Here is a 21,200-nt window from a genome sequence, read left to right as displayed (position 1 = left end):
TCGCTCGCCAGTGGAAGACGGTTCGACGATAAATCCAAAGAGAGATGGCTCATCAGCGCTGGTCGTCCAGCTCGACCCCCTTCGGGATCTTGAAGACAAACTCATTGCCCTTGAGCACCGGCTTGCGATTGAACTGGCTCAGGGTGAATTCGCTCCACTGCCCCTGGGCCTCTTTCACATCGAAGCGGCTGATGTTGTTGTCGCGATCGAAGGTGACGCGGAAGGAGGCGATCAGCTCATCCTTGTTGCGGCTGGTGACTGTGTAGACGTCCCCCTGCTGGGTCACGTCATAGTTTTTCCAGAACTTGTCGTCGTTGCCGGCGATCAGGATGAAGGGGGTGTTGAGCACCGCATCCTTGAGTTTGAGGGCGGTCACCTGCTCGACGAAGGGATCGTAGACCCAGACGTCCTTGCCATCGGCCACGATCAGGCTCTCGTCCGGCGAGGTGGTGTGCCAGTTGAAGCGATTGGGACGCTGCACCAGCAGGTCGCCACCTGCCTTTTGCAGCTCCTTGCCCTTGCTGTCATAGACGGTCTGGGCAAACTTGGCGGAGAAGAGGCTGACACCCGCCAGCTTCTGCTTGAGGTCGCTGGCCGCATCGGCCCACACCTGGCTGCTGGCGACCAGCAGCACGGTTCCCATCAACAGTTGTTTTTTCATCATGCTTTTCATAACGACGATCTCGATAAAAGGCCACGCCGCTGAGGGCATGGCCAGGATAGTGGGATGAGGCTTAGTCTCGTACCGGGGGCGGTGCCAGCACGTCGCGCTGACCATTGCCACCTGGCGAACTGACGATGCCCTGGTTTTCCATCTGCTCGATGAGACGAGCGGCCCGGTTGTAACCAATCTTGAACTTGCGCTGCACGCTGGAGGTGGAACCACGGCGGGACTCCACCACGAAGGCCACCGCCTCGTCGAACAGGGGATCCAGCTCTTCATCGCCGCCCCCGCCAAATTCGCCGCTGCCACCCTCGCCGCCCGACTCGCCGGAGAGGATCTCCTCTATGTAGTTCGGCTCGCCGCGCAGTTTCCAGTCCGCCACCACCTTGTGCACCTCGTGGTCATCGACGAAGGCGCCGTGTACCCGGGTCGGGTTGGAGGTACCGGCCGGCATGTAGAGCATGTCGCCCATGCCGAGCAGGGATTCGGCGCCGCCCTGATCCAGAATGGTGCGCGAGTCGATCTTGCTCGACACCTGGAAGGAGATGCGGGTCGGAATGTTGGCCTTGATGAGGCCGGTGATCACATCCACCGAGGGACGCTGGGTCGCCAGAATGAGGTGAATACCGGCGGCCCGCGCCTTCTGGGCGATCCGGGCGATCAGCTCCTCCACCTTCTTGCCGACGATCATCATCATGTCGGCAAATTCGTCCACCACCACCACTATATGGGGCAGCTTCTCCAGCTCTGGTGGCATCTGATCCATGGAGTCACCCGGACGCCACAGCGGATCCCGCAGGGGCTCGCCCTCGGCAGCCGCGGCCAGCACCTTGTCGTTGTAACCCTTGAGGTTGCGTACCCCGACCGCCGACATCAGCTTGTAGCGACGCTCCATCTCGCCCACGCACCAGCGCAGCGCGTTGGCGGCATCCTTCATGTCGGTGACCACCTCGGTCAGCAGATGGGGGATCCCTTCGTAGACCGAGAGTTCCAGCATCTTGGGGTCGATCATGATGAAGCGCAGATCGTCCGGCGATGACTTGTAGAGCATGGAGATGATCATGGTGTTCACCCCCACCGACTTGCCCGAACCTGTGGTACCGGCCACCAGCAGGTGCGGCATCTTGGCCAGATTCACCACCACCGGCTCGCCGGCTATGTCCTGGCCCAGGCCCATGGTGAGCGGGTTGCGACTGTCACGGAAGGCCTCGCAGTCGAGAGTCTCGCGCAGGTAGACGGTCTGGCGCACCCGGTTGGGCAGCTCGATGCCGACGAAGGTCTTGCCCGGAATGACTTCCACCACCCGCACGCTGCTGGCCGACAGAGAGCGAGCCAGATCGCGCGACAGGTTGGTGATCTTGCTCGCCTTCATGCCAGGCGCCAGATCCAGTTCGAAACGGGTGATGACGGGGCCCGGATAGACACCGACCACCTTGGCCTGCACGTTGTAGTCGGCGAGTTTTGCCTCTACCAGACGGCCCATGCGGTCCAGCTCGTCCTTGCTCATCATCTGGGTCTTGGCAGGCGGCCTGTCCAGCAGCTCCAGGCTCGGCAAGGGCGCCATGCCTGGCTGTGGACGACGCTTGGGCTTGCTCGGCGCAACGGCGACCGGTGCGGCCACGTCGTCGTCACCCTCGGCCCAGGGCAGATCGAACTCTTCATCCTCGTCATCGGCCGTAGTCAGGGCCGGCTGGCGACGGGCAGTGGCAGCAGCGGCGCGCTTGGGCTTGGCCACGGGCGCCGGCTCGTCGTCTTCATCATCAAATTGCGGCTCGAACTGGAAGGTGTCGTCATCGAGCTCGGGCAGCCACTCATCGGACTTGGCCTTCTGGCCCTTGCCCGCCTTGCCCTTGGGATTGCGGGTCCAGCTGGTGTGAGGATCGTCCTCTTCATCTTCTTCCAGCTCGATGGCACCCAGGCCCCCTTCCAGCAGGGGATCCGGTCCCTCAAAACGGGGTTGACGCCAGCCGCCGGTCAACCAGCGACCCAGGGTGGTGGGGAAGTGGTAAACCGCGCTGACCGAGCCAGTGCAGGTGGCACCGATCCGCTCGACTATGGTGAGCCAGGACCAGCCGGTGAACAGTGTGATGCCGGTGGCCACGAAGCAGAGCAGCATCAGGTTGGCCCCGACGCCACCAAACAGCGGCACCACGGCGGAGGAGATCACATCTCCCACCAGGCCGCCGGCGGAAAAATTCTGCATGTCGTTGAAGTTCATGCTGGCGATGGCGGACATGCCGAGCACGGTCAGCACGAAACCCACTATCCGTACCGACAGGGTAAGGTAGTCCACGTCCAGCAGCCGGCTCGGGCGCCAGAACAGGCTCCAGCCCAGCAGGACGACCAGGGGGGGAACCAGATAGGAGAAGGCCCCAAAGGTGAACATGGTGATGTCGGCGAGCCAGGCCCCCGCGCTACCGGCGAGGTTCTTCACCTCCCCTTGCCAGGAGGTCTGGGACCAACCGGGATCGGCCGGGTGATAGGACAACAGGGCAAGCAAGAGATAGGCAGCCATCAGGGTGATGGCGATCAAGACGGCTTCGAAGATCCGTTGTGTACCTGATAAAGGAGTAAACAGCTTTTTATCGGCCAAACTCCGGCTCCTTTCTGAAAACATGTAATGCAGGGGATAAGGGGGCCTAGTATCCCTGAAAAGCCCACCGATTGTCAGCCAGTGCCTGATGGGCTGGGCCATATTCACAACCAACGCGATAAGAAGAAACGAGCGGACCGGCCGCTCGTTTCTGACTGTCGTGACTTGTCATAAGCCTGGCAAGCCACAGCATAACCCAACTCAACGGGTGCTGATCACCAGACGACTGCTCTGTTTGACCTCTTCCATCACCACGTAGGTGCGGGTGTCATTGACACCGGGCAGTCGCAGCAGGGTTTCCCCCAGCAGGCGACGATAGGCCGACATGTCGCTGACGCGGGTCTTGAGCAGATAGTCGAAATCGCCGGAGACCAGATGGCACTCCTGGATCTCTTCGAGCACCTGAACAGCCTTGTTGAACTGTTCAAACACATCCGGTGCACCGCGATTGAGGGTAATTTCCACGAACACCAGCAGAGACGCGTCCAGATAATGAGGGTTCAGAATAGCGGCATATCCCTCGATATAACCTTGTCGCTCGAGGCGACGAACCCGTTCCAGACACGGTGTAGGACTCAGGCCAACTCGTTTGGACAACTCAACGTTCGAAATCCTGCCATCCTTTTGCAGCTCATTCAGAATGTTGCGGTCAATCCTGTCCAAATCCTTTAGCCGACTCTTAGCTTCCATCATTTTATTCCATCCTTTGGCTATTTTTTGGTAAGAATCACCAGTCATTTTATAATTATGGTCACAAATCCTGTCAATACCTGAATATACTAGGCGCAAATGTTGCTTAACATTTTTGCAACATAAAACACCAATCGATAGACGAGGGATAGCATGATTATCGGTGTACCTAAAGAAATAAAAAACCATGAATATCGCGTAGGCATGGTTCCGGCCAGTGTACGTGAACTAACAGCACGAAACCATACTGTTTTCGTCCAAAGCGGCGCCGGAAACGGCATTGGCTTCGGTGATGCAGATTATCGCGCTGCCGGTGCCGAAATTTTGGCCTCCGCCGCAGAGGTTTTCGCCAAAGCCGAGATGATCGTCAAGGTGAAGGAGCCCCAGGCCGTCGAACGCGCCATGCTGCGCCCGGGCCAGACCCTCTTTACTTACCTGCATCTGGCGCCCGATCTGCCCCAGACCCTGGAGCTGATCAAGAGCGGAGCCATCTGTATCGCCTACGAAACCGTCACCGACGGCCGTGGCGGCCTGCCCCTGCTGGCCCCCATGTCGGAAGTGGCGGGACGCATGTCTATTCAGGCGGGTGCCCAGGCGCTGGAAAAATCCCGTGGCGGGAGCGGCATGCTGCTCGGCGGCGTACCCGGGGTCGAGCCGGCCAAGGTGGTGATCATAGGGGGTGGCGTGGTGGGTTCGAACGCAGCCCGCATGGCCATTGGCCTGCGTGCCGATGTGACCATACTCGACAACAATGTCGACACCCTGCGCCGCCTCGACAGCGAGTTCCAGGGAGCCGCCAAGGTGGTCTACTCCAACCGCGAGACCCTGGAGCGCCATCTGCTGGCGGCGGATCTGGTCATCGGTGGCGTGCTGGTGCCCGGCGCCACTGCGCCAAAACTTGTCAGCCGTGACCACATTGCCCGCATGAAACCGGGTTCTGCCATCGTCGATGTGGCCATCGATCAGGGCGGCTGCGTGGAGACCTCCCACCCGACCACCCATGAAGATCCCACCTACCTGGTCGACGAGGTGGTGCACTACTGTGTCGCCAACATGCCGGGGGCGGTAGCCCGTACCTCAACCGTGGCCCTCAACAACGCCACCCTCCCCTTCATCATCAAGCTGGCGGAGCAAGGCTATCGGGAGGCACTGCTCAAGGATGCCCACCTGCGCCACGGACTCAATATCATGGCCGGTCACGTCACCTGTAAAGAGGTGGCCGAGGCCCATGGCCTGGCCTGCGCCGACCCGCTGACCCTGTTGCACTGATCGCCGCCCCGCCCGGGGAGTCGATGAGTCAGAATCCGCCCGCGATGGGCGGTTTTTTTATGCCCGAATGCACGCCAACCCGCACCGACGGCCGATTGCCACAATCGACTCACTGGCCTTTGACCCCGGATCTCGAATTACCTACAATCGCGCAAACTCATCACGTCTCGGAAATCACATCATGAGCCAAGTCACTCACAGCAAACTGCTGATCCTGGGATCAGGCCCGGCCGGTTACACCGCCGCCGTCTATGCGGCCCGCGCCAACCTCAATCCCCTGCTCATCACCGGCATGCAGCAAGGCGGTCAGCTGACCACCACCACCGAAGTGGAAAACTGGCCCGGTGATCCCGAGGGGCTGACAGGTCCGGCCCTGATGGATCGCATGAAAGAGCATGCGGAGAAGTTCGACACCCGCATCCTGTTTGATCACATCAATGAAGTGGAGCTGACCCAGCGTCCGTTCCGCCTCAAGGGCGACAGCGCCGAGTACACCTGTGATGCGCTGATCATCGCCACCGGTGCCTCCGCCAAGTATCTGGGGCTGCCTTCCGAAGAGGCCTTCAAGGGCCGCGGCGTCTCCGCCTGCGCCACCTGTGACGGCTTCTTCTATCGCAACCAGGAAGTGGCCGTGATCGGCGGCGGCAACACGGCCGTGGAAGAGGCGCTCTATCTGGCCAACATCGCCAAGAAGGTGCACCTCATTCACCGCCGCGACGAGTTCCGCGCCGAGAAGATCCTGATCAAGCGTCTGCACGACAAGGTAGCGAGTGGCAACATAGTGCTGCACACCCACCAGACCCTGGACGAAGTGCTGGGCGATCAGATGGGCGTGACTGGCGTGCGTCTGCGCAGCACCCGGGATGAGACCACCTCAGAGCTGCCGCTGATGGGGGTCTTCATCGCCATCGGTCACCAGCCCAACACCCAGATCTTCGACGGTCAGCTGGCGATGCAAAACGGCTACCTGAAGGTACGCGGCGGACTGGACGGCTTTGCCACCCAGACCAGCATCGAAGGGGTCTTTGCCGCCGGGGACGTGGCCGACCACACCTACCGTCAGGCCATCACCTCTGCCGGCACCGGCTGCATGGCGGCCCTCGACGCCGAGCGATATCTGGACGCGCAATAAGCGCAAGGGATATAAAAGGCATGCCGTGAGGCATGCCTTTTTATTTTAAGGAGCCGGATGAAACAGAAAATATTGATTGTCGAAGACAGTCTGACGATCCGCCGCATGTTGATCCAGGCCATAGCACAACAAACAGGTCTGGAAATCGATGCGTTCGATACCCTGGAGGGCGCGCGTCATTGCCAAGGGGAAGAGTATGTGGTGGCCCTAGTCGATCTCACCCTGCCGGATGCCCCCAGCGGTGAAGCCGTCAAGGTGCTGCTGGAACTGGGCCTGCCGGTGGTGATCCTCACCGCCGACATCAGCGAAGACAAGCGGGAAGCCTGGCTGGAGGCCGGGGTGCTGGATTACGTGATGAAGGATTCACGCCACTCACTGCAATACGCGGTCAGTCTGGTGCATCGCCTCTATCTCAATCAGAAAATTGAGGTCTTGGTGGTCGATGATTCACGCACCTCCCGTCATCGCACCATGGCCCAGCTGCGCAAGCAGTTGCTGCAGGTCCATGAGGCGAGCCATGCCCGCGATGCCCTGGCCCAGCTTGAACAGAACCCGGCCATCCGGTTGGTGCTGGTCGACTACTACATGCCGGAGATCGACGGCATCAGCCTGGTGCGCATGCTGCGGGAACGCTACAGCAAGCAGCAGCTGGCCATCATAGGGATCTCGGTGTCAGACAAGCGCGGCCTCTCCGCCCGCTACCTCAAACAGGGCGCCAACGACTTTCTCAACCAGCCGTTTGAACCGGAAGAGTTGCAGTGCCGGGTCAGCCACAACCTGGAGGCTCTTGAGCAGTTCAACAGCATTCAGGAGTCGGCCAACCGCGACTACCTGACCGGGCTCTATAACCGGCGCTACTGGTTCAATGAGGGACAGAAGTGGTTTGAGGATCATCAGCGCCAGGAGACGCCGCTCGCCCTCTGCGTGCTCGACGTGGATCACTTCAAGCAGGTCAACGATCACTGGGGCCATGCCATCGGCGATCAGCTGCTTTGTCACCTGACCCGGTTGCTCACCCAGTTCTTCCCCGATGCCATGATCGCCCGTTTTGGCGGCGAGGAGTTTGCCCTGATGGTGCCCCATTGCACCGTACCTGTGCTGCTCAAGCGGCTGGAGGGGCTGCGCCAGCAACTGCGTCAACAGCCGTTGTCACGGGAGATCCCGCTGTTTGCTCGCGCCAGTTTCGGGGTGATCAAGGTCGGGCGCGTCTCCATGGACGAGGCACTGAGCGAGGCGGATCGCCTGCTCTATCAGGCGAAGAACACAGGTCGCGACAAGATAGTGTCTCAGGACTCATCGGCCTGAGCAGATCTCGGCAGATGAGCACCGTGTAGTACCGCCCGACGGATCCTCACTGTGGATGTCGTCGGGTTGCTCCCCCTCTCCCCCTACTTCCTTCCTGGTTCCACTCAATAGGTCTTGTCGACCCGCACCCCATCGTTGAAATAGAGGATGCGCACCTTGTCGCCGTTCATGAATACCATGGCCGGATCATAATCCTGAATGACATTGATGAGCCCGTTCTGCTCGTTGCGAATGAGCAGCTCCACCAGCTTGTTCTCCACCACGGTGCCGCCAGACTGATACTGCTGCGCCGCAGCCGCCCCGGCCAGCGCGCCGACTGCTGTGGCAATTTCACGACCGTGGCCGCCGCCAAACTGGTTGCCAAGCAAGCCGCCCAATACGGCGCCCCCCAGGGTTTTCCAGCCGGAGTGCTCGGACTCCAGGATCTGACGCTGGGTGATATTGCGCACCGTCTCGACCTGGCCAAACACCACCTGATCCACGGGCCGCGCCGTGTTGCGCTCGTAGACCTGGGCCCAGGCGGGCGCAGTGACAAAGCAGAACAAGCTGGATACTATCAGGATAATGGCCTTCATCTGTGAACCTCTTCGCCTTATGTCTCGCTATCTTACCCAATTGGATGATGAGCTGTGCTGGTTTCCCGACCCCGAGCACGCCCTGGAAGAACCCAACGGCCTGCTGGCGATCGGGGGGGATCTCTCCCCTGACCGATTGCTGGCAGCTTACCACAAGGGGATCTTCCCGTGGAATGAGCCCCACCAGCCGCTGCTGTGGTGGTCACCGGATCCCAGAGGGGTCATCATTCCGGAACAGTTGCACGTCAATCGCAGCCTGCGCAAATTTATCCGCCGTACCTCATTCGATATTTCCATCAATCGCGCCTTTAATGAGGTAATAGCGGCCTGCGCCGCCCCCCGTCGCAGTGCCAGTGGAACCTGGATAAGCACGCCCATGATCGACGCCTATCGACAACTTCACCGCCTTGGCCATGCCCACTCAGTCGAGATCTGGCAGGATGGCCAGCTGCAAGCCGGTCTCTATGGTCTCTCACTCGGCCGCCTCTTCTGTGGCGAGTCCATGTTCAGTCGCATCGATAACGGCGCCAAACTGGCCATGATGGCGCTTTGCCAGCACTTCGCCCGCCATGGCGGCGCGCTGATAGACTGTCAGATGCAAAATGACTTCCTGGCCACCATGGGGATCCAGGAATGGCCGAGGGCCACCTTCTTGACGGCCCTGGCCCAACTGAGCCGACAGCCATTGGCGGAGAACTGCTGGCAACCGGGGAGCATCATCCTATGACAGAAGAAGTGATCCTCAAGGTAGGGCTGACCCCCAAGCATCAATGTAGCTATCTGGGCCATGAGCAGGAGCAACTGCTGGTATTGATGGACCACAACCTGCTCAATGCCAGCGGCTATGAGCGGCTGCTGACGGCAGGATTTCGGCGCAGCGGCAACGACATCTATCGACCTCACTGCCCCGCCTGCAGTGCCTGCCAGTCCCTGCGCATCCACAGCGAGCGTTTCGTGCCGAGCCGCAGCCAGAAGCGGATCCGCCAGTTGAATCAGGACCTGGAACTGGTGCTCAGCTACGACGACAAACCTGAATATTATCAGCTCTACGAGCGCTACATTCGCCAGCGCCACCATGATGGCAGCATGTATCCCCCCAGCCGAACCCAGTACAAGGGCTTTTTGCACTGTGACTGGATGCCGCCCCTCTATCTGGAGATGCGCAAGGACAACCGCTTGATCGGGGTCGCCACCACAGATCTGCTGCCCCACAGCATGAGTGCCATGTATACCTTCTTCGATCCGGCCCATGCCGATCGCTCCCTCGGCACCTTCGCCATCCTGAGTCAGTTGGAACTGGCCAGACGTACGGGTCGCACCTGGTTGTATCTCGGCTATCTGGTGGAGGAGTGTCGCAAGATGAATTACAAGCGCCAATACCTGCCCCACGAGCGCCTGATCCAGGGGGAATGGAAAAATATCGACACCAAGCCCGAGTAAACTTTACACATAGCCTTAAATCCGGCATGATCCAGCGGATTTTTGTTGTGGCTTATCAAGAGGATTCAATGGCTAAAGAAGACAGTATTGAGATGCAGGGCACCATTCTCGAAACCCTGCCCAATACCATGTTCCGTGTGGAACTGGAAAATGGTCACGTGGTTATCGCTCATATTTCCGGCAAGATGCGCAAAAACTACATCCGTATCCTGACTGGGGACAAAGTAACGGTAGCTCTGACTCCGTACGATCTCTCCAAGGGACGTATTGTTTTCCGCTCTCGCTAAGCCAGGAATTCAGCAAAAAACCCCAACCTCTCGGTTGGGGTTTTTTGTCGCTTTCTAACTATGGTGCCTAGTGGGAGACAGCTTCAATATTGACCTGAAAATCAAAGCTGAGGCTGTCATTTACCAACTCAACCTTCACTACCCCCCCATCAACCAGTGATCCGAACAGGATCTCATTGGCCAAGGGTTTCTTGAGGTGTTCCTGGATGACCCGTCCCATGGGTCTGGCTCCCATGGCCCTGTCATATCCCTTCTCGGCCAACCAGTGGCGGACACCCTCGGACACTTCAAGAGACACTCCCTTGGCATCCAGTTGTACCTGCAACTCGACAATGAACTTGTCGACCACCTGATGGATCACCGTCATGTCCAGATGGTTGAACCAGATGGTGTGATCGAGCCGGTTGCGGAATTCCGGGCTGAACGTCTTGTTAATCACCGCCATGGCATCGTGGCTCATGTCCTGTTGCTGGAAGCCGATGGACTTGCGCTGGGTCTCCTGCACACCGGCGTTGGTGGTCATCACCAGGATCACGTTGCGAAAATCTGCCTTGCGTCCGTTGTTATCCGTCAGGGTCCCGTTGTCCATCACCTGCAGCAGCAGGTTGAACACATCCGGGTGCGCCTTCTCGATCTCGTCCAGCAGCACCACTGAGTGCGGATGCTTGAGTACTGAATCGGTCAACAAACCACCCTGTTCAAAACCAACATAACCGGGAGGCGCGCCAATCAGACGTGAGACTGTGTGTCGCTCCATGTACTCGGACATGTCAAAGCGCAGCACCTCGACCCCGAGCGCCTTGCCAAGCTGCTGTGTGACCTCTGTCTTGCCCACCCCTGTCGGGCCGGCAAACAGGAAGCAACCCACAGGGCGTCGTTCATTGCCAAGGCCCGAGCGTGACAGACGGATTGAGTCGGTCAGCACAGAGATTGCCTTGTCCTGGCCAAACACCACCATCTTGAGGTTGCGCTCCAGGTTCTTCAGTACTTCCTTGTCGGAGGAAGAGACGGATTTCTCCGGGATGCGGGCTATCTTGGCGACTATGGCTTCGATTTCCGGCACATTGATCACTTTCTTGCGCTTGCTCACCGGCAGCAGACGCTGCCCTGCCCCCGCCTCGTCGATCACGTCGATCGCCTTGTCAGGCAGATGACGGTCATTGATGTACTTGGCCGACAGCTCGACCGCAGCCCGGATCGCCTTGACGGTGTAACGCACGCCATGGTGCGATTCGTAGCGGCTCTTGAGCCCCATCAGGATGCGAGTGGTGTCATCCACACTCGGCTCGACGATATCGATCTTCTGGAAGCGACGGGCCAGCGCACGGTCTTTCTCGAAGATCTGGGAATATTCCTGGTAAGTCGTCGACCCGACACAGCGCAGCAAACCATTGGAGAGCAACGGCTTGATGAGGTTGGCCGCATCCAGCTGGCCACCTGAGGCAGCCCCGGCCCCTATGATGGTGTGGATCTCGTCGATGAACAGAATGGCCCCTTCCTGGCGCTCAATCTGTTTGAGCAGCACCTTGAGGCGCTTCTCGAAGTCACCACGGTATTTGGTGCCCGCCAGCAGGGAGCCCATGTCGAGTGAATAGATGGTGCTGCCGGCAATCACCTCGGGCACATCACCCTTGACGATGCGATAGGCCAGCCCCTCGGCGATGGCGGTCTTGCCTACTCCAGCCTCCCCCACCAACAGCGGGTTGTTCTTGCGGCGACGGCACAGTACCTGGATGGTGCGGCTCAGCTCCTGATCGCGGCCGATGAGCGGGTCGATACGCCCCTCCAGCACCAGCTGGTTCAGGTTGGTCGCAAAACTCTCAATCTGGGCAGCAGAGACATCGTCATCGGACTCGGCGTTGTTACCGCTGTTATCCGGCTTGCTGTCTTTGCGCACCCCGTGGGAGAGAAAATTGACCACATCCAGCCGGCTGATCTCAGCTTTCTTCAGGAAATAGGCAGCCTGGGACTCCTGCTCGCTGAAGATGGCGACCAGCACGTTGGCACCACTGACTTCGGTATTGCCAGAAGACTGGACATGGAACACGGCACGCTGCAGCACCCGTTGGAAGCCAAGCGTGGGTTGGGTTTCTCTGTCTTCATCATCGCGGGGAATAAGCGGGGTTGTTTGACTGATGAATGCGCTGATCTCTTTGCGCATCAGTTCCACATCAGCACCACATGAACTCAGCGCCTCATGGGCTGAGCTGTTATCCAACAGGGCTAACAACAGGTGCTCGACGGTCATGAATTCGTGGCGCTCGTCACGGGCCAGTTTGAAAGCCTCGTTCAGCGTCTTTTCTAGATCTTTATTCAACATAGGCACCTCCCCTCAGTACAGCAACAATGTGGTGTCGTCATCGCCATCAAGTCATCAGATTCAAGCCTTTTCCATGGTACACAGCAGTGGATGTTCGTTGTTACGTGAATAGGTGTTGACCTGGACCACTTTGGTTTCGGCAATCTCGGCGGTAAACGTGCCACAGACTCCCTTACCACTATAATGCACACTCAGCATCACCTGGGTGGCCTTGTCCAAATCCATACCAAAGAACTTTTGCAGCACCTCCACCACAAACTCCATCGGTGTGTAGTCGTCGTTGTTCAGGACGACCTTGTACATGGGTGGCGGTTGCAGCTTCGTTTTCTCTGCTTGTGCAATCTCTTCATTAGCAAAGAGTTCTTTCTGCTTGCTCATAATCGCGCTTCGGTACCTCTAGATTACTACCGTCTAACACAAGATTGTCAATAGACTTGTTAACCAGATCACATCAGTTGTTAACAACTCCTTGACTCGCTCAAAAGTTAGACTAGATTGGTTACTTGCTAATCGGCGCCCGTCTGCTATGGGCTTATGCTACTAGTTATAAAGGGCTGGCGCAGGTTACTCAACGACTTCAGGGTAATCAATAAAAGGATGTAGATGTATGGCAACCGGAACAGTCAAGTGGTTTAACAACGCAAAAGGATTTGGGTTTATCTGTCCGGAAGGGGGTGGTGAAGATATCTTCGCCCACTACTCCACGATACAAATGGAAGGTTACAAGACCTTGAAAGCAGGTCAGGCAGTCAACTTCGAACTGCAGCAGGGGCCGAAAGGAAATCACGCCTCTGTCATCGTGCCAAACGAAGCACAGAACATGTAAGAGTCGAACTGGATAAATAAAAAACCCGGCTAACCGCAAGGTCGCCGGGTTTTTTATTGCGCTGCGCGATTGCGAGCGTGAAGCCCGTCAGACGTGGGCTTCATCGACCATCACAGGGCTTGGTCGTGGTAGTCCTGGCAGGCACTCAGAGTGTTTTCCATCAGGCTAGCCACCGTCATGGGACCAACCCCCCCCGGAACCGGTGTGATGAAGGAGGCGTGATTACGCGCCGTCTCGAACTCCACATCCCCCACCAGAGAACCGTCGGCCAGACGATTGATGCCCACGTCGATCACCAGGGCCCCCGGCTTGATCCACTCCCCCGGAATGAAGTTCGGCTTGCCCACGGCCACGACCAGCAAGTCGGCGCGACGCACCTGATCTTCCAGATCCTGAGTGAAGCGGTGACAAGTGGTCGTGGTACAACCGGCCAGCAGCAGCTCCAGCGTCATCGGGCGCCCCACAATATTGGATGCCCCGACCACTACCGCATGCAGGCCGTGTGTCTTGACACCCGTAGCCTCAATCAGCGTCATGATGCCCTTGGGCGTACAGGGGCGCAGCGCCGGAATACGTTGCGCCAGACGGCCCACGTTGTACGGGTGGAAGCCATCCACATCCTTGTCGGGACGGATACGCTCCAACACCTGAGTCGTATCACAATGGGCCGGCAGCGGCAGTTGCACCAGAATGCCGTCTACGTCCGCATCATCATTGAGCCGATCGATCAGAGCCAGCAGCTCTTGCTGGCTCGCCGTCGCGCTCAGATCGTAAGAGCGGGAGATAAACCCCACCTCTTCACAGGCGCGGCGCTTGCTGCCGACATAGACCTGAGATGCCGGATCCACTCCGACCAGGATCACCGCCAGACCTGGCGCCCGTTTCCCTTGTGCCAACCGCTGTTGGACTTGCGCTGCGACCTGATTGCGAATCGTTTGCGCAACCTGTTTTCCATCAATGATTTTGGCAGACATCGTTCTTCACTCACCATGTGTTCAACTGCCGCGCATTGTCGCATTTTTTTGGCGCGGGTGTTAGCAGCGCTCGCTGGGCGGGCAATAAGTAGGCACTTGAATTTACTAGCGGAAAAATACGTTGACGCTGCCTTTCCCGCTTGGGTATGATGCCCGCCCGTTGCCCAGTACCGCCGCTATCGGTATGCTGGACACGAAATTATCGGTGATTAGCGCAGCCCGGTAGCGCATCTGGTTTGGGACCAGAGGGTCAAAGGTTCGAATCCTTTATCACCGACCAAGTTCATCGATGAGCCACCTTGGCTGATCGATACAGAGCGCCCTTAGCTCAGTCGGATAGAGCAACGGCCTTCTAAGCCGTGGGTCGCAGGTTCGAATCCTGCAGGGCGCACCATTAATGAATCCTCCCTCCCCGGGATGGATGGTATTAATGGAAATTTTCAGTGGTGGCTGTAGCTCAGTTGGTAGAGTCCCGGATTGTGATTCCGGTTGTCGTGGGTTCGAGCCCCATCAGCCACCCCATTTCCCCCTTTCAAAAACACCCTATTTAAATCCAGTAGAAATAAACCCCCTCCTTGTGTGCTGACGGTTGCCTGCAAAAATGCCCGCTGCGGGGCTCACAGGTACTCACCCTAAAAGGCATCAGCGTTGGTGCTGGCGATTTCTGTGGCGTGCATTTGCTCTCTAAACTCAACCGCTTGTTACACCTCGCATAAACCATCGAGAATAGGCGATTGGGCTTAACGATGAGCAAATTCACCTGCTTGAGCACTTCAGTCCGTAGTTTCGAGAACGCCAGCTAGAAATCCACTACATCGAGGAACTGGTGACGGTCGACACCTTCTTCATCAGCAAGCTCAAGGGGTTGGCAAGGTGTATCTGCAAACCGTGCTGGACCGCTACAACCGCCACGCCTGGGGACGGCTCTACACCAGCAAGCTGCCAGTTACCTCAGTCCATGTGCTCAACGAAACGGTACTGCCGTTCTTTGAGGCTCACGAGGCGCGGGTCTATACCATCCTGCCGGATAACGGGTGTGAGTTCTGCGGATGCCCTGACCATCATCCTACGAGCTGTTTCTGCAACTGGAGGGGATTAAGCTACAGACCACCAAGGTGCGCAAGCCACAGAGCAACAGCTTTATCAAGCGAGCGCATCACACCTTGCGGGCATCAAAGGGAGAACAACTTGGTAGGAGTCGGTGAAGCAGATGTAGTCAGACCTGGACAGCTATTTGGAACTCGACACAACCAGCAGCCACATCAGGGCAGAATGATGGAGGGGCAGACCCCCTATACCATGTTCAAGAAGGGTCTGAAATTGATACCGAAGGAAGTGCGCACTAAAGTAACGTAAACAAGACACCGGTTTGAGGCCGGTGTCAGGTGGTAACTATATTTGTTCATACTACTACCAGCTTATCAGCTGCCATCAATGATCTTTAACATGCAGCTAAACAGCTATGAACAAGGTGTGCACCCCATATTTTTACTGGATGTCTATTGCACCTTACCAAACTCTTAACCATATTTTTCTTTCATATACTTCTTTATCGATATTGCATTGTTAAACTTATATGTTCCATCACCGGCACCATCCTCTGTGCCACTTAAAACTGGATCCAAAGTCTTTGCTTTATCAAAAGTATATTCTCCACCAGCGTTCTTTTTATAAATATTAACTTCAAAATTTGTCTCATCAATCCCTTCTGCCTGATGCTTACTATGCCATGAAACTATAGTTCCTATATGATTCACACCTTTCAGAGTAAAGAAAAAAACGCTCCTAAGATTTGGGTAATCGCCGTTCTCACATATTTTATCCAGCTCATAATGTGATGATTTATCATAAATGACCATAGATAATGGACAATTTATGTCATCTTTTTTCTCAATTTGAACGCTCGCTGTATCATTACTTATCCTATAGGGCCCTTGAATAATATCAGCCGCGCTCACAAACAAAGTGGGGGAAATTAAATTTAAAATGAAAATTAAAAAACCATACTTCCTCATTATAACCTCACGAATTTGCACTCACTATTATCAATACCTACTGGGTGATATCGGTTCAAGCAGTTGCTGGCGGGGAAAATCTGTCTGCGTAACTACAACGGCCAAGTGGGAGAAGTCATGGCGTATGTAGGTGCCATAAACAAACTGAATACCCTGGGTCTACCTGTCAGAAAGCCCCGAGTGTAGCGGTCACCCGGGGCTGGGGAAGTGATGACTTGATGGTTGATTTGGGCAACAACGCCGTCAGGTGATAACTAGATCTGTACACCCGATGAATGAGGTGCCTCAGTATTTCACAACCACCGTAATCAAAAACAATCCTCATAATTTTCTAATGCCTGAGAGAAATCAAATTTCTTTCCTTTAACATTTATATAAAACACATTGTCAAAGTTAGCACCTTGGTAACCAAAGTGATACCGTCCATTTACCTTGCCATCAACTATTTCAACCCAGTCACTATTAACAGCATATGGTCGACCTTCGTCATTCGTCTCTTCTTCATAATTCACTTGGACTATAGTTATTTTATCTTTATTTTTCCCATATTGAACATATCCTCCAACCCAACCTACAGTGGAGGCCCACATCATTCTCATTTTAATTTTACCATTGGGACTAACAAAGCATCGATAGTCTACGCCGACATCTTCAGCATGGCAGACAGAAGACAGCATAATAAAAAATAAGGCTAAACATTTTTTCATTTCAGTTACTCTAGAGTTACAACTCGCTGTTCAACAAATTTTCGCCGATCTCGACAAAACCGTCCATACCACTTTTACCAGTCTCCTGCTGAGTAAATGGTTGTACATCTAGCAAGGTCAAAAATCTTGGGTGTCCCAGATTTTTCCACCGCACGGACTTACTGGATCAACGTATCCCCATGATGGATGCCTGGACTGAATTTGTTACTGGCGAACTACCGACCAAATAAGAGAAGCAGCTTGGATAGGCCACTTCCTTCTATATTTTTTGCCTAATATGCTGTTTTGTAAAAAAAGCTAATATGCTACACAACCATCTGATGGGCACAAAGCTGATACAGCGCCATCCTTGGCCATCAGTCCTGCCTGTCAAGGTAAATCATGAATGAACTGAATCTCATTATTCAAAAAAAACACTCTTTCCTTTGTTACATTCATAAGGCATTTTTTAATTTCTATCAGTTGCGCGATAGAACTGCCTTCAAAGAAAGCCCCCCTTGCGTTACACTGAGCATCTTTGAGATTAATCCAATACCGTTGGGATTGAACCAGTTGACTCCAGTATTTTTCTTTAGATGGTTTATCATAACCACTAGATGACAATGTAGACTTTAAATTATTAAATGTTTTGTTTAACTCAGTATCAGCTTGTTTTAACTTACTTTCATAACAAGCAGCAAGATTGGTAGCTGGCGCAGAGATATCACAATTACTATCTGTGTTTGAAAACACATTTAATGATATAAAAAACAGGGCAAAAGATAGTCTTTTCACAGTTATTCTCCAGTTAGGTATTTAGCTCTTTTACGCCCTGGATCATATTGGCTCCATGTGGGATTGTTTTTGATGTAATCGGAGTATTTTTGTCTCTGATGAAGAAACCAGAGGAGCCTTTCTCAAAGGCCCCTCTTTGATTTACACCAAGGAGTTAACTATTGTTCACATCGTCAATATATTGATTGATGTACTCATTTAAATGTTTGACACCATCTAATTCACATTGAACCATTAACAACTCACCACGCTGACCACCAACGTTTGAATAAAGCATACATTTTTCATGGATGGCAAGCCGTTGTTTATCGTAAAAGTTTTTCGAAAAGCCATAGTCGCTAGACTTTGAAGAAATGATGTTTTTTAAATTTATTTCATATTTAGCGGTTTGTTTTTGGATACAGGAAACCATTTCCTGATGCACTCCTGACGAATTGTTACAATCATCACTAGCAACAGCAGATTGGCTAGCAAAAAAACTGCTGCAAAAAACGAATGAACAAATAAATAAAACCTTCTTCATTTTATCTCCACCTCAAACATTTTATTTTCCAGCTCTAACAATGCTTTTTTTTCTGAATCTGCTCTGTCTTTCAAATCTTTCCACAAAGTAGGGGAGGATTTGAAAAGCGTTTCCGTATTATTCTTCTTATAGTTTTGTACTGTAACGATTAGTTCCTTGTCAGAAATTCTTTGTAAGTCAAAGTTACTTAAAGCATTGATAATTAAGTTGGTTTTAGCGCCAAATTGGACTGCGGTAGACCATACCAGATCATGAACAGCTGCACGATTATGTTCTATTAAAAGCCCCTTTGATTTTAGTCGTTCAATTTGAATATAATAATGCGTCTCTTTAATAAAACGATGCTGTTCTTCTCTAAACCCCTCTGGATCATTAGCTGCAACATTCTTCCAAGCCGAATTAAACTGAGGCGTTGCAGGGAGCAATCCTTCAAAAAAATCTTTGTATTTTGAAGATTGAATATATAGTTGCACAACCCCCAAATTCGACGACAGTTGATAGCAACCATATGAAGCCCCACCATAGTCTCCTTTTCCTGTAGACACTACGCCCGGACCTCTTCCACCTGACTCATATCTTTCTGAAGTTTTACCCAACACCCATAGAGCTTCTTTCTGATAACTTTTCACCAACCCCATCATCCCAGCAGGATGAATAAACCAAGGCTTGGTATCACCCAATATCGCGCTGGCGTCTTCCATCCACGCCATATTGTTATGGACCTGCATCGCGTACTTATAGAGTTCAGGCTGGTCAGCCAACTCCTGCTTGAGACGCGGCCAATCCCCCGGCTGTACCCATTCGCTTTTGTGCTTGATAAACAACATGCGCAACTTGCCCGCCAACTCCTCATCGGCCAGCGCGGCCTTGATATCGTTGCCGCTCAGGGTGCCATCGTTGTCCCTGTCTGTCACCAGTTTGTCATAGATGGTGCTGAAAAATTCGCTCGCCTCTTTCTGCAGGGACTCTTCACTGTCAGTGGCCGTATCCGCCTTGTCCAAAAAGCCATCTTCATCACTGCTGCCATCGACCAGCTTGACGCCCAGCTTGTGCCAGTCATGCTGGCTGACCACTTCGACACCATCGGCCAGCAATACAAACTCGCCCGCCAGCTCCCCGTCAGCCGCCGTCCGTTCACGCACCTTCACAAAGTTGTTGGCACCGTGACTGACTTTAGCGGACTCTTTCACGGCCAACGGTAAGACCAGTGGCCCAAATTTGGCAACATCGTGAAAACCATGCTGGCTATCGCTGGTGAGACGATAGGTGGTGACCTCTTGGTTCAATAGCAGGTAGCCTTGGCCACCGCTTACCCGCGCCTTGTTATTGATACAATCTTCAAGCGCCTGCTTGTCGCTGTCTGCAACAAACACCTCAAAGTGCACGGTTTTACTGTCGGCGTCTTTCACGAAGCCGCTTGCACCGGCAGTGGCTATCTGATGTTCGCCCCAGTGACCGATGACCTCTCCGGCCTGCACCGCTATCGGATTATCACTTCGGTCAACAACGGGCGCATCCTCTTTGAATTCGACGGGGACACTCGGCTCGGCGGCCAGTCCCGCACCCATCTTGCTTTTTGCCAACCAACCAAGCGACCCTTTGCCTGCATTGGTCATCACCCGATTGGCGCTGTCTTTGACGGAGCCGCTGCCCGCCTTGAACACCTGCACTTTACGAAACTCGGTCGGGCCGCCACCGACGGTCACCATCTGTGACTCACCAGATACCACCACCTCACTGCCAGCAGGCAGCCCCAGGCTCCCCGCCGTGGTGTCAGCCGTTTGCCGTAACCAGGTGTTACCGGGGATGTTATGACGGGCCGGTTTGCCTTCTGGTGGGGTCATCCACTTCGGCTTTTGCGGATATTCCTGCTGCAACTGGCTTTGTGCGATATAGAACGGGCTGTTCGGTTCATCGACGTAGTGCACCAGGAAGTAATTGTGGACCTCATCTCTGTGGTTTCGCAGATTGCTCGGGGTTTGCTGGAGCAACTTCACCTCAGCCCCCGTTTTCGCATGCACAGGGTTATTGCCCGACAGTCGGCGTGTCAGCTTGAGGGGATCCCCCCCCGCCACCGGTTCATAGGTGGACACGCCTGTCCCCTTGACGGTCACTCGCGCCGCCTCTGGGCTGTTGTAAGTGTTCTCACACGCGATGTGCATGTAGAGGCAGTAAAAGGTCAGACGGTTCTTGTTTTGCTCACCCGCCTCGTAGTGATGGCGTACCAGACAAAACGACGGGGAGGTATACAAGTCAATGCCTTCCCCCGGTTTTCCTGCTTCGGGGCTGCGGGTCGCCTTGGCGGGTTCGGTCGCCAGCCGGTAGGCCACGATTTCCCCATCCGTAATGGCGCGTACAGCGCCACTCGGGTGCCAGCCCCCTTTCTCACTGAGGTGGATGCCGCCGTGCCAGATGCGGTTGCGACCAATCAAGAAGGTGCCGCTCTTGAGACTGTTGATCTTCTCGATAAAGGCATCGAGGGATGGAACCTCGCTAGGGCCGTTCTCACCTTCCAGCTGCATGGGATAGACGATTTTCATCTTTGCTATTCAATCCTGTGTTATTCGTCGAACATCAAGCGGAGGGCTGATAATCGCTATCTGGCTCCAGCGCCTTGAGCAACGCCTCCATCGCCTTCTCGGTGGGGATGGCCATGATGAGTTCGACCAGTTCGGGAGCCTTGACCACTTCTACCCCCTTGGGCACAACGGGGGCCTGACCCGCCCAGCCGGAGCCTGAACCTGCGCTGCCGCCGGCATTGAGCTTGATGGCGGGACCCACCAGCTTGATGCCGCTCGGATCCACTTTCACAAAGCTGCCGCCGCCCTTGAGGGTGATTTCAGCCCCGGCTTCCAGCACCAGCTTGTCGCCCACCTTGATATGCACCTCTTGGCCCACCTCTACCAGGAGGGACTGCCCTAGTTTCTGGTGCATGGATGCATCGACGGTGAGTGAATAGTCCGCCTTGATCTGGTCGCGCTTCTCCCCTTCAACACTCAGGTGGTCGTTGGCCTTGATGCGAGTCACCCGCTCATTGTCGATATCGGTGTGCTGGTCGTGCTTGATGTGCCAGGCCGCATCGTTCTCGATGAGTACGTTCAGGTCT

20 protein-coding genes, 3 tRNA genes and 2 pseudogenes are annotated in these 21,200 nt (G+C 55.0%); 12 read left to right on the top strand and 13 right to left on the bottom strand.

Features of this window, described 5'->3' with window-relative positions; genetic code table 11:
* Positions 1–52 precede the first annotated feature (52 nt).
* From lolA to lrp, 3 genes are all read right to left on the bottom strand, one after another.
* Positions 53–661, bottom strand: coding sequence for an outer membrane lipoprotein chaperone LolA (lolA, locus tag ACM3N8_RS16930; protein WP_290019114.1), 609 nt, complete (start codon positions 659–661; stop codon positions 53–55).
* Positions 662–734: 73 nt separating this feature from the next.
* A complete protein-coding gene (locus tag ACM3N8_RS16925) occupies positions 735–3,257 on the bottom strand; it encodes a DNA translocase FtsK (protein WP_290019113.1) in 2,523 nt (840 codons plus the stop codon).
* A gap of 201 nt (positions 3,258–3,458) precedes the next feature.
* Positions 3,459–3,950, bottom strand: a complete 492-nt coding sequence (gene lrp, locus ACM3N8_RS16920) for a leucine-responsive transcriptional regulator Lrp (protein WP_005300047.1) — start codon at positions 3,948–3,950, stop codon at positions 3,459–3,461.
* A gap of 150 nt (positions 3,951–4,100) precedes the next feature.
* Between lrp and ald the strand changes: the two genes are divergently transcribed.
* The 3 genes from ald (at position 4,101) to ACM3N8_RS16905 (ending at position 7,653) form a co-directional block, all read left to right on the top strand.
* Positions 4,101–5,216, top strand: coding sequence for an alanine dehydrogenase (gene ald / locus ACM3N8_RS16915; RefSeq protein WP_290019112.1), 1,116 nt, complete (start codon positions 4,101–4,103; stop codon positions 5,214–5,216).
* Positions 5,217–5,397: 181 nt separating this feature from the next.
* Positions 5,398–6,348: a thioredoxin-disulfide reductase gene (gene trxB, locus ACM3N8_RS16910; protein WP_043135959.1), complete on the top strand. Its 951-nt coding sequence runs from the start codon at positions 5,398–5,400 to the stop codon at positions 6,346–6,348.
* A gap of 57 nt (positions 6,349–6,405) precedes the next feature.
* Positions 6,406–7,653: a diguanylate cyclase gene (locus ACM3N8_RS16905; protein WP_043135955.1), complete on the top strand. Its 1,248-nt coding sequence runs from the start codon at positions 6,406–6,408 to the stop codon at positions 7,651–7,653.
* A 104-nt stretch (positions 7,654–7,757) separates the two neighbouring features.
* Here the strand turns inward: ACM3N8_RS16905 and ACM3N8_RS16900 are convergent, their stop codons facing one another.
* The gene (locus ACM3N8_RS16900) at positions 7,758–8,228 is read right to left on the bottom strand and encodes a glycine zipper 2TM domain-containing protein (protein WP_043135952.1); all 471 of its coding nucleotides are present in this window, start codon (positions 8,226–8,228) and stop codon (positions 7,758–7,760) included.
* 19 nt (positions 8,229–8,247) lie between these two features.
* Between ACM3N8_RS16900 and aat the strand changes: the two genes are divergently transcribed.
* From aat to infA, 3 genes are all read left to right on the top strand, one after another.
* Positions 8,248–8,955, top strand: coding sequence for a leucyl/phenylalanyl-tRNA--protein transferase (gene aat / locus ACM3N8_RS16895; protein WP_241279052.1), 708 nt, complete (start codon positions 8,248–8,250; stop codon positions 8,953–8,955).
* The gene (locus ACM3N8_RS16890) at positions 8,952–9,668 is read left to right on the top strand and encodes an arginyltransferase (protein WP_043135946.1); all 717 of its coding nucleotides are present in this window, start codon (positions 8,952–8,954) and stop codon (positions 9,666–9,668) included. Before aat ends, ACM3N8_RS16890 begins: the two co-directional genes overlap by 4 nt.
* A gap of 68 nt (positions 9,669–9,736) precedes the next feature.
* Positions 9,737–9,955, top strand: coding sequence for a translation initiation factor IF-1 (gene infA, locus ACM3N8_RS16885; protein WP_005300033.1), 219 nt, complete (start codon positions 9,737–9,739; stop codon positions 9,953–9,955).
* A gap of 67 nt (positions 9,956–10,022) precedes the next feature.
* Here the strand turns inward: infA and clpA are convergent, their stop codons facing one another.
* Both clpA and clpS read right to left on the bottom strand, forming a co-directional pair.
* Positions 10,023–12,275, bottom strand: coding sequence for an ATP-dependent Clp protease ATP-binding subunit ClpA (clpA, locus tag ACM3N8_RS16880; RefSeq protein ID WP_043556842.1), 2,253 nt, complete (start codon positions 12,273–12,275; stop codon positions 10,023–10,025).
* Between the two features lie 60 nt (positions 12,276–12,335).
* Positions 12,336–12,653 (bottom strand): ATP-dependent Clp protease adapter ClpS, encoded by a 318-nt coding sequence (gene clpS / locus ACM3N8_RS16875; protein ID WP_005310725.1) that lies wholly within the window; start codon positions 12,651–12,653, stop codon positions 12,336–12,338.
* A 229-nt stretch (positions 12,654–12,882) separates the two neighbouring features.
* Between clpS and cspD the strand changes: the two genes are divergently transcribed.
* On the top strand, positions 12,883–13,101 hold the full coding sequence (gene cspD / locus ACM3N8_RS16870; protein ID WP_005300025.1) for a cold shock-like protein CspD: 219 nt from the start codon (positions 12,883–12,885) through the stop codon (positions 13,099–13,101).
* A gap of 110 nt (positions 13,102–13,211) precedes the next feature.
* Here cspD and folD read toward each other — a convergent pair whose 3' ends face one another.
* Positions 13,212–14,075, bottom strand: coding sequence for a bifunctional methylenetetrahydrofolate dehydrogenase/methenyltetrahydrofolate cyclohydrolase FolD (gene folD, locus ACM3N8_RS16865; RefSeq protein ID WP_098983861.1), 864 nt, complete (start codon positions 14,073–14,075; stop codon positions 13,212–13,214).
* Positions 14,076–14,278: 203 nt separating this feature from the next.
* Here folD and ACM3N8_RS16860 point away from each other — a divergent pair.
* From ACM3N8_RS16860 to ACM3N8_RS16845, 4 genes and pseudogenes are all read left to right on the top strand, one after another.
* Positions 14,279–14,355 (top strand) — tRNA-Pro (locus tag ACM3N8_RS16860).
* 37 nt (positions 14,356–14,392) lie between these two features.
* Positions 14,393–14,469 (top strand) — tRNA-Arg (locus ACM3N8_RS16855).
* Positions 14,470–14,521: 52 nt separating this feature from the next.
* Positions 14,522–14,597 (top strand) — tRNA-His (locus ACM3N8_RS16850).
* An 83-nt stretch (positions 14,598–14,680) separates the two neighbouring features.
* Positions 14,681–15,431, top strand: a pseudogene (locus tag ACM3N8_RS16845) (IS481 family transposase); the annotation flags it as partial.
* A 164-nt stretch (positions 15,432–15,595) separates the two neighbouring features.
* Here the strand turns inward: ACM3N8_RS16845 and ACM3N8_RS16840 are convergent.
* Positions 15,596–16,111 carry a hypothetical protein gene (locus tag ACM3N8_RS16840; protein ID WP_290019111.1) on the bottom strand — a complete coding sequence of 172 codons (516 nt, stop codon included), beginning with the start codon at positions 16,109–16,111 and terminating at the stop codon, positions 15,596–15,598.
* 27 nt (positions 16,112–16,138) lie between these two features.
* On the opposite strand from ACM3N8_RS16840, the pseudogene ACM3N8_RS16835 reads away from it, so the two are divergent.
* Positions 16,139–16,276 (top strand): annotated as a pseudogene (locus tag ACM3N8_RS16835) (IS5/IS1182 family transposase); the annotation flags it as partial.
* A gap of 122 nt (positions 16,277–16,398) precedes the next feature.
* Here ACM3N8_RS16835 and ACM3N8_RS16830 read toward each other — a convergent pair.
* The 5 genes from ACM3N8_RS16830 to ACM3N8_RS16810 all read right to left on the bottom strand — a co-directional run.
* The gene (locus tag ACM3N8_RS16830) at positions 16,399–16,797 is read right to left on the bottom strand and encodes a hypothetical protein (protein ID WP_348686520.1); all 399 of its coding nucleotides are present in this window, start codon (positions 16,795–16,797) and stop codon (positions 16,399–16,401) included.
* Positions 16,798–17,166: 369 nt separating this feature from the next.
* A complete protein-coding gene (locus tag ACM3N8_RS16825) occupies positions 17,167–17,571 on the bottom strand; it encodes a lysozyme inhibitor LprI family protein (protein WP_290019109.1) in 405 nt (134 codons plus the stop codon).
* A gap of 154 nt (positions 17,572–17,725) precedes the next feature.
* Positions 17,726–18,094, bottom strand: coding sequence for a hypothetical protein (locus tag ACM3N8_RS16820; protein ID WP_290019108.1), 369 nt, complete (start codon positions 18,092–18,094; stop codon positions 17,726–17,728).
* Positions 18,091–20,634: a hypothetical protein gene (locus ACM3N8_RS16815; protein ID WP_416016398.1), complete on the bottom strand. Its 2,544-nt coding sequence runs from the start codon at positions 20,632–20,634 to the stop codon at positions 18,091–18,093. Before ACM3N8_RS16815 ends, ACM3N8_RS16820 begins: the two co-directional genes overlap by 4 nt.
* A gap of 34 nt (positions 20,635–20,668) precedes the next feature.
* Positions 20,669–21,200 (bottom strand): bacteriophage T4 gp5 trimerisation domain-containing protein (locus tag ACM3N8_RS16810; RefSeq protein WP_416016397.1); only part of this gene is annotated, 532 nt, incomplete at its 5' end.

The organism is Aeromonas sp. A04 (assembly GCF_047780465.1).
Taxonomy (GTDB): domain Bacteria; phylum Pseudomonadota; class Gammaproteobacteria; order Enterobacterales; family Aeromonadaceae; genus Aeromonas; species Aeromonas bestiarum.
This window is presented reverse-complemented; position numbering and strand designations above follow the sequence as displayed.